Below are 9,817 nucleotides of genomic sequence, written 5' to 3' on the forward strand. Positions count from 1 at the left end.
GACGTATGCGGCGGATTCGGGCACCGCTCCACCGGATTCGGGGACGGTGGGTCGCGTGTGCACTGCTGAAGCGGAACCGCGCTGCTGTGACAGCGACCACCAGCTTAGGCCAAGGCGTTACGCCTGTCCGGCGATTCGGAACGTAGGCCTTTCACTAGGGCTTTCGCTCGGGCGCCCCGCTGTTGTAGCGGCCGCGGTGGGTCGAGGCAGCGGCTGCTACAACAGCGGGGCGCCCGAACATCCCGAGGAGCACCCGCTCCGTCGGAACCCCCTTGACTACGGATTAGGCTGCCCCCATGGGAAACAAGCGCTCGGGCGGAGGCCTCTCCCCGGCTCAACAGGCCGCAAAGTTCCTCGGCGTCAGCGCCCTCGCGGGAGCTGTGCTCGCCGGTATCGCGCTGCCCGCGGCAGGCGCGCTCGGCCTGGCGGCCAAGGGGTCGGTCGAGCAGTTCGACGAGATCCCGGCCAACTTGAAGCGTCCGCCGCTCAGTCAGCGCACGACGATCCTGGACAGCGAGGGCGGCACGATCGCCACGGTCTTCTCGCGCGACCGCACCCTCGTGGACCTCAAGGACATCTCGCCGTACATGCAGAAGGCGATCGTCGCGATCGAGGACTCGCGGTTCTACGAGCACGGCGCGGTCGACATGAAGGGCATCCTGCGCGCGCTCAACGAGAACGCGCAGTCGGGCAGCGTCTCGCAGGGCGCGTCCACGCTCACGCAGCAGTACGTGAAGAACGTCTTCGTCGAGGAGGCGGGCGACGACCCGACGAAGGTCGCCGAGGCCACCCAGCAGACCCTCGGCCGCAAGATCCGCGAGCTGAAGTTCGCGATCCAGGTCGAACAGGAGCTGGGCAAGAAGAAGATCCTGGAGAACTACCTCAACATCACGTTCTTCGGGCAGCAGGCGTACGGCGTCGAGGCCGCCTCGCAGCGGTACTTCTCCAAGTCCGCAAAGGACTTGGAGCTGGAGGAGGCCGCACTGCTCGCCGGCATCGTCCAGTCCCCGAGCCGGTACGACCCGGTCAACGACTCGGAGGAGGCCAAGAAGCGGCGCAACATCGTGCTGCAGCGCATGGCCGCCACCCGTGACATCACCCAGGAAGAGGCCGACGCCGCGAAGAAGCGGCCGCTGAACCTCAAGGTCAGCAGCCCGCGCCAGGGCTGCATCACGGCCGCGCGGGGGGCCGGTTTCTTCTGTGACTACGTCAGGAAGGCCTTCCTCAACGAGCCGTCGTTCGGTGACACCCGCGAGGAGCGGGCGAAGATCTGGGACAAGGGCGGCCTGAAGATCCGTACAACGCTAGACCCGCAGGCCCAGGAATCGGTGCAGGCGGCCATAAAGGACAACGTCCGCCAGAACGACCAGGTGGCCACCGCGGTCTCCATCGTCGAGCCCGGCACCGGCAAGGTCCTCGGCATGGGCCAGTCCCGGCCGTACGGCTCCGACATCGGGAAGAACGAGACGGTCATCAACCTCTCCGTGGACGAGCGGATGGGCGGCGGCGCGGGCTACCAGCCCGGCTCCACGTTCAAGCCGATCGTCGCCGCGGCCGCCATCGAGCAGGGCAAGTCCCCGACACAGAAGTACAGTTCGCCGTACGAGATGCCGTACCCGAGCCCGGTGAACACCTGCTCCGGGAACTGGACGAACACGCAGAACGAGAAGCTGACCAACGAGAACGAGGAAGAGGTCGGCCCGTACGGGATGCGGGAGGCGACCGCCAAGTCGGTCAACACCTACTACGTACAGCTGATCAGCGACATCGGGATCTGCCCGGTGACCTCGATGGCCGAGAAGATGGGCGTCAACCGGGCGGACGGCCAGCAGATGGCGCAGGCCCCGTCAATCGCGCTCGGCACTCAGGAGATGTCGCCGCTGACGATGGCCGCCGCGTACGCGACGTTCGCCAGCCGGGGCACGTACTGCACGCCCGTGGCGATCGAGGCGGTGACGGACGCCGACGGCAAGTCGATGCCGGTGCCGAAGACGAAGTGCAACCGGGCCATGTCGCCGAAGACCGCCGACACCGTCAACACCCTCCTCAAGGGCGTGGTCGAGGACGGCACCGGAAAGCAGGCCGGCCTCGGCAGCCGCCCCAGCGCGGGCAAGACCGGAACCACCGACTACCGGTACGCGGCCTGGTTCGTGGGCTACACGCCGAACATGGCCGGCGCGGTCTGGGTCGGCGACCCGGAGCACAAGCGGCCGATGACCGACATCACCATCGGCGGCAACTACTACGACAAGGTCTACGGCGGTGAAGTCCCGGGCCCCATCTGGAAGGCGGCCATGTCGGGCGCTCTCGCCGGGAAGCCCGCGCCGGACTTCAACCTCGTCGACATCCCGAAGGACAAGCCGAAGGACAAGGACAAGGACGAGGCCCACAAGCCGGAGGGACCCGACGACGACGGGGCCGACGGCGGCGACGCGGGCAGCCCGTGGCCCGACTTCACGATCCCGCCGGACGTCCTGGGCGGCGGCGGCAACGGAGGCGGAAACGGCGGCGGCCGCTGGCCCCAGCCGCGGTGAGCCGGATCGCCTGACCGACTCGATCGGCACGAAAGAGGGCGCCCCCTTCCACTCAGGGGCGCCCTCTTCGTACGTACTGCCTGCGTGCGGGCGTGGTCAGCCCGCGAGGAACTGCTTGACCACCGCGGCGACGCGGCCGCCCTCGGCCTGGCCGGCCACCTTCGGGTTCACGATCTTCATGACCTGGCCCATCGCGCGCGGGCCCTCCGCGCCTGCGGCCTTCGCCTCGGCCACGGCCTGCTCGACGATCTGCTTCAGCTCGTCGTCACTGAGCTGCTTCGGCAGGTACACCGCGAGCACCTCGCCCTCGGCCTTCTCCCGCTCGGCCTGCTCGGCGCGCCCGCCCTTGGCGAAGGCCTCGGCCGCCTCGCGGCGCTTCTTCGCCTCGCGCGTGATCACCTTCTGCACCTCGTCGTCGGAGAGCTCGCGGGCGGACTTGCCCGAGACCTCCTCCGTCGTGATGGCGGCCAGGGTCAGCCGGAGCGTGGAGGAGCGCAGTTCGTCGCGCTCCCTGATGGCCGCGGTGAGGTCTTCCTGCAGCTTGGACTTGAGCGTGGTCATGCCCCAAGTGTCGCAGGTGCGGGGCGTACAGCGCCCGCAGATTTCCCGCGGTACGACGCGGTACGACTTCCGCGGCGCTTCTGCAACGATGGACGTATGCGCGCGCGATACGGAGTACCTCTGGGAATCACCGCGGCCACGGCCGCCGGTGTGGTGTACGCGGCCGGGTTCGAGGCCCGCTCCTTCCGGCTCCGACGGGTCACGGTCCCGGTACTCCCCGACGGGATGCGGCCGTTGCGCGTGCTGCAGGTCTCCGACATCCACATGGTCAGCGGCCAGCGCAAGAAGCAGCGTTGGCTGCAGTCCCTCGCCGGCCTGCGCCCCGACTTCGTCATCAACACCGGCGACAACCTCTCCGACCCGGAGGGCGTGCCCGAGGCCCTGGACGCGCTCGGCCCGCTGATGGACTTCCCCGGTGCGTACGTCTTCGGCTCCAACGACTACTACGGCCCCAAACTCCGCAACCCCGCCCGGTACTTGATCGAGAAACTGCAGGGCCGGCACGGCCTCAACGGCAACGCTCCCGCCGTCGGCGTCGTCCACAACCCCTGGGAAGAGCTCCGCGACGCCTTCGACGCGGCGGGCTGGGTCGGCCTCAACAACGCCCGCGGCACGCTGAAGATCGACGGGTACGAGATCGGCCTCACCGGCGTGGACGACCCGCACATCAAGCGCGACAGGTACGCACGCGTGGCCGGCGGTCCCGAGTCGGGCGCGGACTTCTCCATCGGCGTGGTGCACGCCCCGTACATCCGCTCCCTCGACGCGTTCACCGCCGACGGGTACGAGCTGGTCCTCGCCGGGCACACCCACGGCGGCCAGCTCTGCATCCCCTTCTACGGCGCGCTGGTCACCAACTGCGACCTGGACACGGACCGGGTCAAGGGCCTCTCCCGGCACACGGCCGGCGGCCACGACTCCTACCTGCACGTCTCGGCAGGCTGCGGCACCAACCGATACACCCCGGTCCGCTTCGCCTGCCCACCCGAGGCGACCCTGCTGACCCTCACACCTCGGTCGGACTGGCACGTCTGAGGCCGGACTGGCACGTCTGGGGCCGTCCGATCTCGTAGCGGGGCGTCGGATGAGGCCGGCGGGCGTCGGCTGAGGCGGGCGGGGCCCTGTTTGGGGCGGGCGGGGCGTCGGCGGGGCCCGGTTTTGGGCGGGCGGGGCGCCGGCGGGGCCCTGTTTGGGGCGGGCGGGGCGCCGGCTGAGGGTCGGCGGGGCCCGCACGACCCCCCTCTTCATCGCTATCACCGGCCTCGTCCACCACCTGCCCGCACCCTCGTCGGCCTGGTCCGGATCCGCCCCGCCTCGGGCCCTCACCGAAACCGGATTTCGTCTACGGGCGACGGTCCGCTAAAGTAATCGATGTCGCCGCGACGTGGTCACCACAGCAGCGACATCGGGGTGTAGCGCAGCTTGGCAGCGCGCTTCGTTCGGGACGAAGAGGTCGTGGGTTCAAATCCCGCCACCCCGACAGCTAGGTAGCAGGTCAAGGGCCTGATCCGGAAACGGATCGGGCCCTTGCTGCGTCTCCGGTGATCGTTGGGGAGAAATCTCGGAGACGATCTTGTTCGGGGGTGCCAGAGTCAGAGGGTTCCAACCGTTGGGCCGCAGATCGGCTCTCCCCCCTCGCCTCGCCGTTGTGCGCGATCGTGAGGTGTCGGAGCCGAGGTACAAGGAGTCGCCCGCGAACGTCGCCGTGACCGTCGGCCGAGTTGAAGCTCCAGTACGCGACCGGCCGGGCGTACGCGCTGTCCGCCCAGGCCGACCTGGGGAGCCTGCCGCTGCTCGGCGCCGAGCCGCAGCCCGACACCGGTCGCATCCGTACGGCAGACGCCTCGACCACGTCGACGCCCTGCGCCGCCACCTACAGCTCGCTCCTCATCAACGTGGAGAAGCTCTGCCCCGAGGTCGTGATCACGCTCGCACCGGGCAAGGCGACCGCGACCTCCACCGTGGCCAACGCGAAGGTCGGGCTGCCGGGCCTGCCGGTCATCGAGATCTCCGGGCTCACGCCAACGTCGTCCGCCCAGTGCGGCAAGGCCACCGGCAGCACAAGGCTCACCTTGAAGATCGCCGGGCAACCGGTCAACGTATCCACAGAGCCCAGCAACGAACTGGCACTGGACGGAGGTGCACGCCTCATCGTGAACGAGCAGAGGTCGTCGAAGGGGCCGCCGACAGCAGTGGCCTGGCCGTCAACGGACTCCGCGTCGAACTCGCCAGCGGAGCAGGCGAGTTGGTCCTGGCCGCCGCGAACAGCGCCATGCACAACTGCGGTGGCTGACGACGGGCCCCATGACGGGCCCCACGGCACGCCGCAGGAGTACCTCGAAGAGTTCCTGCGGCGGGCCGGGCCTGCGCTCGACGACCTGTTCGCCCGCCGGGGAGGGCAGTTGGAGAACCTGGCCGCTGTCCGCGCCGTGGGCGAGGGCGGGCTGCCGGCGATCCACGCCATCGCTGTCGTCTCGTTCCGGGGCCGCCGCTTCTCGTACCGGCGCCGGATCTGGCCGCCCAGCCACCCACCCGCCACTCAGGCAGGGATCTACGCCACGATGTTGGAGGAACGGCTGCTCACCCGGGCCCACCCAGCCGATGAGGCAGGCAGCGGAGAGGCGCCGATCGAGCTGTGAGGCAGGTGGCGAAGCCGTTCGCATGTGGTGGATCCGACGCCGTAACGGGCAACACGGCCGGCCCGCCCGGTCACCGCCTCGCGCCTCCCGCACGGGTGTGGTCGGGGCCGCTACTTGGGCCTAGGTGGCTGCGGCTTCGCCGAGTCCGACTGCAGGTCCGCGAGGAGTTCCGCCTGGTTGGTCAAGAGGCCGGAGAGGATGGTGCGGGCCACGCGCAGGAGGTCCACCACGTGGGGGCTGGTGAGGGAGTAGTAGACGGTCGAGCCCTGTTTGCGGGTGACGACCAGGTTGGCTCGGCGCAGCACCGCCAACTGCTGGGAGAGGTGGGCGGGTTCGATGCCCACCTCGGGGAGCATCTCCGCCACCGCGTGCTCGCGCTCGCTGAGCAGTTCCAGGACGCGGATACGGGCCGGGTGGCCCAGCGTCTTGAAGAATTCCGCCTTGAGTTGGTACAGCGGCGCGCTCATCGCCCCCGCCTCCCGCGTACAGACTTCACCATGGGGTCATCTTCCCCCGCGGGTGGGGCGGGCCGTCAGGCGGTCCAGCCCTCTGTGCGCCACTCCCGCGTCGACTCGTCGTCGGTGGCGGCGGTGGTGGTGGCGGTGCGGTCGCGGTGGGCGGCGAGGGCGGTGGGCAGGTCGCAGTGGACGGGGATGGCGGGGCCGTCGCTGTCCGGTACGAGGGAGCCGTCCGCCGGAATCGCGGCGAGCTCCAGCGTGCGGCCGCCGTCCGCGAGCCGACGGGCCGCCGTGACGATGGCGAGCTGGCCCTCCGTGGACCAGCTGCGCAGTTCCGTCAGGTCGAGGACGACCGGCCCGGCGCCTCGGGCCAGGACCCAGCCGACCGCGCCGTTGAACCGGTGGGCCGCCTCGGGGCCGAGGTGGCCGGCGACGGAGAGGATGCCCAGATCCTGCTCGATGCGGTAGCGCCATTCGATGGTCATGGTGGTCGTCAACTTTCCTGTGGTGGTGCGGTGGCGGAGGGCTTCACCGCGCGTCGTCCGCCGTCGCCCCGAGCCGGAAACCGGTGATCGTCTGGGGGCGCAGGCGCAGGAACGTGTCGTGCGGGCCGTGCGTCCAGCCGGGCAGGGCGCGGCGGTAGTGGGCGGCCTCGTGCGGGTCGGTGACCAGGTCGAAGGGCCCGGTGGCGGTGACCGTCCAGCCCTCGCCGGTCTCCGCGTCCACCTCGTCGACGTGGTACGAGACAGACGACGGCAGGGCTCCGAGCGCCGCCGGCGTGCGGACGACCAGGCGGCCCACGCCCCAGAGGTGCCGGGCGGGGCGGACGACGGCGCGCTCCCGTTGGACGTACACGAGTCTGCCCAGCGTGCTGCCTTCGAGCAGCCAGAGCGCCTCGGCGCCGGAGACTTCGACCATGCGGGCCGTCGTGTCGGGGGTGGTGCTCATCGGGCAGCCTCCTCACGGTCGGCGGGGGCCGGGGCGGAGGCCTGGGCGGAGGCCTGGGCGGAGGCCTGGGCGGAGGCCGGGGCGGGGGCCGGGGCGGGGGCCGGGGCGGGCAGGACGCCCGTGCGGTGCAGGTGGGCGCGGGCGCCGGCGATGGCCTCGGGCGTGGTGGCGTACTCGCGCCCCTCGTGCCGCAGCAGCTCCAACGCGCCGACGGATTCCAGGACTTGGCGCTGACCTGGCCTTATCCCGGAGGTCATGACGGCGATGCCGCGGCGGTTCAGCTTCTGTACGGCGTCCTTGAGGACGAGCGCCCCGGTCGCGTCCATCGTCGTGACGCGGGACATCCGCAGCACGACCACGCGTACGTCCGCGACCTCGCTGAGTTCGAGCAGGAAGCGGTGCGCGGCCGCGAAGAACAGCGGGCCGTCGATCCGGTACGCGACGATGTGCTCGGCGAGCAGGGCGTGTTCCTCGGCGCTGTGGTCGCCGCGGTCGAGCGGCACCTCGTCCATCCGCGCCTGGCCCGCGACCGCGCGCAGGGCGAGCAGTGCGGCGACAGCCAGGCCGATGACCACCGCGTAGACCAGGTCGAGGGCGAGCGTGGCGGCGGCGGTCAGGACGAGGATGACGGCGTCGGAGCGGGTCGCCCTGGCCATGGCCCGCAGGGAGCCGACCTCGACCATGCGTACCGCGGTGGCGAGCAGGACACCCGCGAGCGCCGCGAGGGGGATCTTCGAGACGAGCGGCGCGGCGGCGAACACGATCACGGCGAGCACGGCGGCGTGAGTGAGTGCTGCGAGCCGCGAGCCCGCACCCGTACGGACGTTGACCGCGGTACGCGCGATGGCGCCCGTCGCCGGTACGCCGCCGAAGAGCGGGGCGGCGATGTTGGCGAGGCCCTGGCCGAACAACTCCCGGTCGGGGTCGTGCTTCTGACCGACCGTCATGCCGTCGGCGACGGACGCGGAGAGCAGCGACTCCAGCGCGGCGAGCGCGGCCACGGCCACCGCCGACGGCAGCAGCGTGCCGAGCGCGCCGAGGTCGAGGAAGGCGAGCGAGGGAGCGGGGAGGCCGGCGGGCAGGGCCCCGATCGGCGGCGCGGCGTCCAGGTGGAAGCCCTGCGCCACGAGCGTCGCGACGATCACGGCGACGATGGAGAACGGGACGGCGGGCCGCAGCCGCGCCCCGACCAGCATCAGCGCGGCCACGCCCAGGGCGAGGCCGACGGCGGTCCAGTTCGGGGCCTGCGCGAACTCCTCGACGGCCCGCCAGGTGACGGCCAGGACCTGCTCGCCCTCGGGTTTGTCGACGCCCAGGGCGTTCGGCACCTGCTGGAGGCCGATGACGCCGGCGATGCCGAGGGTGAAGCCCTCGACGACGGGGGCGGGCACGTACTGCATGTACTTGCCCGCGCGGGCAGCGGCGAGCGCGACGAGCATGAGGCCGGCGAGGAGGCCGACCGTCAGCACGCCGCCGGGGCCGTACCGCGCGGCGATCGGCACCAGTACGACGGTCATCGCGCCGGTCGGGCCGCTGACCTGCAGATTCGAGCCGCCGAAGAGCGCGGCCAGGGCGCCGGCCACCACGGCGGTGGCGAGGCCCGCTTCGGCGCCGAGCCCGGAGGAGACGCCGAAGCCCAGGGCGAGCGGCAGCGCCACGATGGCGACCGTGAGACCGGCCAGCAGGTCGCGGCGCGGGGAGCGCCCCATCTCGGCGAGGTCGGAACGCGTGGGAAGCAGTGCGCGCAGGGGCGCGCGGACAGGGGCAGCCGCACGGGAGCCGGGCCGAGGGTCGACGGGCGTGCTCACGAGGTCGCGACCTCGGATTCCCGCAGCTCGGCGAGGAGTTCGTTCTGCCCGGAGAGCATCTCGGTCAGGATCCGGCGGGCGGCCCGCATCAGATCGGCCACGTCGCCGCCCGCCAGCGCGTAGACGACGGTCGAGCCCTCGCGGCGGGAGCTGACGATGCCGGAGCGGCGCAACACCGCGAGCTGCTGCGACAGCGCGGCGGGTTCCACCTCGATCTCCGCGAGCAGGTCCCGCACCGGCGCCGGCCCCTCCTGCAACAGCTCCAGGACCCTTATCCGCACGGGGTGACCGAGCATCCGGAAGAACTCGGCCTTGGCCTGATACAGCGGAACCGACACGTGCCCTCTCCCTGGTACCCGCGCCCGGCGGGGCGCACTCAGCCGGGCCCGCGACCGTCTGCGACACCGTGCGACGGCCGCGGGCACGGTCCGCACACCATCTAACGAATTGCATAATTTCGCAATTCAGCTACTTGTTTTCTAGGCTGGCCCCGTGACTGAGACCCCTGAGACCCTTCCCCCCTGCCCCCAGTGCTCCGGCGCCTACGCCTACGAGATGGGCGCCCTGCTCGTCTGCCCCGAATGCGGCCACGAGTGGTCCCCCGCAGCCGCCGAGACGGAGGACGCGGCCGCCGGACAGAACGTCGTCAAGGACGCGGTGGGCAACGTCCTCGCGGACGGCGACACGGTGACCGTGATCAAGACCCTCAAGGTCAAGGGCAGCCCGTCCGGCATCAAGGCCGGCACGAAGGTGCGCGGCATCCGCCTCATCGAGAACGCCGTGGACGGCCACGACATCGACTGCAAGGTCGACGGCTTCGGCGCCATGCAGCTCAAGTCCAGCGTGGTCAAGAAGGCTTGACGGTGGAG

The 9,817-nt window shown here is 71.0% G+C and carries 10 protein-coding genes and 1 tRNA gene; 5 read left to right on the top strand and 6 right to left on the bottom strand.

Annotation, left to right across the window (positions count from 1 at the left end):
* Positions 1-296: 296 nt before the first annotated feature.
* On the top strand, positions 297-2,534 hold the full coding sequence (locus QIS96_RS36020) for a transglycosylase domain-containing protein (protein WP_282547083.1): 2,238 nt from the start codon (positions 297-299) through the stop codon (positions 2,532-2,534).
* 96 nt (positions 2,535-2,630) lie between these two features.
* On the opposite strand, the gene QIS96_RS36025 is transcribed toward QIS96_RS36020, so the two are convergent.
* A complete protein-coding gene (locus QIS96_RS36025) occupies positions 2,631-3,095 on the bottom strand; it encodes a GatB/YqeY domain-containing protein (RefSeq protein ID WP_282547084.1) in 465 nt (154 codons plus the stop codon).
* Between the two features lie 96 nt (positions 3,096-3,191).
* Here QIS96_RS36025 and QIS96_RS36030 point away from each other — a divergent pair, with 96 nt between their 5' ends.
* The 3 genes from QIS96_RS36030 (at position 3,192) to QIS96_RS36040 (ending at position 5,734) form a co-directional block, all read left to right on the top strand.
* Complete coding sequence (locus QIS96_RS36030) at positions 3,192-4,130, top strand: metallophosphoesterase (protein WP_282547085.1); 939 nt, start codon at positions 3,192-3,194, stop codon at positions 4,128-4,130.
* Between the two features lie 371 nt (positions 4,131-4,501).
* Positions 4,502-4,575, top strand: a tRNA-Pro gene (locus tag QIS96_RS36035).
* 241 nt (positions 4,576-4,816) lie between these two features.
* On the top strand, positions 4,817-5,734 hold the full coding sequence (locus QIS96_RS36040) for a choice-of-anchor P family protein (RefSeq protein ID WP_282547086.1): 918 nt from the start codon (positions 4,817-4,819) through the stop codon (positions 5,732-5,734).
* Positions 5,735-5,844: 110 nt separating this feature from the next.
* Here QIS96_RS36040 and QIS96_RS36045 read toward each other — a convergent pair whose 3' ends face one another.
* The 5 genes from QIS96_RS36045 to QIS96_RS36065 all read right to left on the bottom strand — a co-directional run bounded on the left by QIS96_RS36045 (position 5,845) and on the right by QIS96_RS36065 (position 9,286).
* Positions 5,845-6,201: an ArsR/SmtB family transcription factor gene (locus QIS96_RS36045; protein ID WP_282547087.1), complete on the bottom strand. Its 357-nt coding sequence runs from the start codon at positions 6,199-6,201 to the stop codon at positions 5,845-5,847.
* A 65-nt stretch (positions 6,202-6,266) separates the two neighbouring features.
* A complete protein-coding gene (locus tag QIS96_RS36050) occupies positions 6,267-6,677 on the bottom strand; it encodes an STAS domain-containing protein (RefSeq protein WP_282547088.1) in 411 nt (136 codons plus the stop codon).
* 43 nt (positions 6,678-6,720) lie between these two features.
* Entirely contained in the window at positions 6,721-7,140 is a 420-nt protein-coding gene (locus QIS96_RS36055) for a pyridoxamine 5'-phosphate oxidase family protein (protein WP_282547089.1), read from the bottom strand.
* On the bottom strand, positions 7,137-8,849 hold the full coding sequence (locus QIS96_RS36060; RefSeq protein WP_282547093.1) for a SulP family inorganic anion transporter: 1,713 nt from the start codon (positions 8,847-8,849) through the stop codon (positions 7,137-7,139). Before QIS96_RS36060 ends, QIS96_RS36055 begins: the two co-directional genes overlap by 4 nt.
* Before the next feature lie 95 nt (positions 8,850-8,944).
* Positions 8,945-9,286 carry an ArsR/SmtB family transcription factor gene (locus QIS96_RS36065; RefSeq protein ID WP_282547090.1) on the bottom strand — a complete coding sequence of 114 codons (342 nt, stop codon included), beginning with the start codon at positions 9,284-9,286 and terminating at the stop codon, positions 8,945-8,947.
* Positions 9,287-9,440: 154 nt separating this feature from the next.
* On the opposite strand from QIS96_RS36065, the gene QIS96_RS36070 reads away from it, so the two are divergent.
* Positions 9,441-9,809: a zinc ribbon domain-containing protein YjdM gene (locus QIS96_RS36070; protein ID WP_282547091.1), complete on the top strand. Its 369-nt coding sequence runs from the start codon at positions 9,441-9,443 to the stop codon at positions 9,807-9,809.
* The last annotated feature ends 8 nt before the right edge of the window (positions 9,810-9,817 follow it).

Source organism: Streptomyces cavernicola, from assembly GCF_029968035.1.
In the GTDB taxonomy this organism is placed as follows: domain Bacteria; phylum Actinomycetota; class Actinomycetes; order Streptomycetales; family Streptomycetaceae; genus Streptomyces; species Streptomyces cavernicola.

Coding starts and splice junctions, on each gene's coding strand:
- QIS96_RS36020 (WP_282547083.1), top strand. CDS start 297: ATGGGAAACAAGCGCTCGGGCGGAGGCCTCTCCCCGGCTCAACAGGCC.
- QIS96_RS36025 (WP_282547084.1), bottom strand. CDS start 3,095: ATGACCACGCTCAAGTCCAAGCTGCAGGAAGACCTCACCGCGGCCATC.
- QIS96_RS36030 (WP_282547085.1), top strand. CDS start 3,192: ATGCGCGCGCGATACGGAGTACCTCTGGGAATCACCGCGGCCACGGCC.
- QIS96_RS36045 (WP_282547087.1), bottom strand. CDS start 6,201: ATGAGCGCGCCGCTGTACCAACTCAAGGCGGAATTCTTCAAGACGCTG.
- QIS96_RS36050 (WP_282547088.1), bottom strand. CDS start 6,677: ATGACCATCGAATGGCGCTACCGCATCGAGCAGGATCTGGGCATCCTC.
- QIS96_RS36055 (WP_282547089.1), bottom strand. CDS start 7,140: ATGAGCACCACCCCCGACACGACGGCCCGCATGGTCGAAGTCTCCGGC.
- QIS96_RS36060 (WP_282547093.1), bottom strand. CDS start 8,849: ATGGGGCGCTCCCCGCGCCGCGACCTGCTGGCCGGTCTCACGGTCGCC.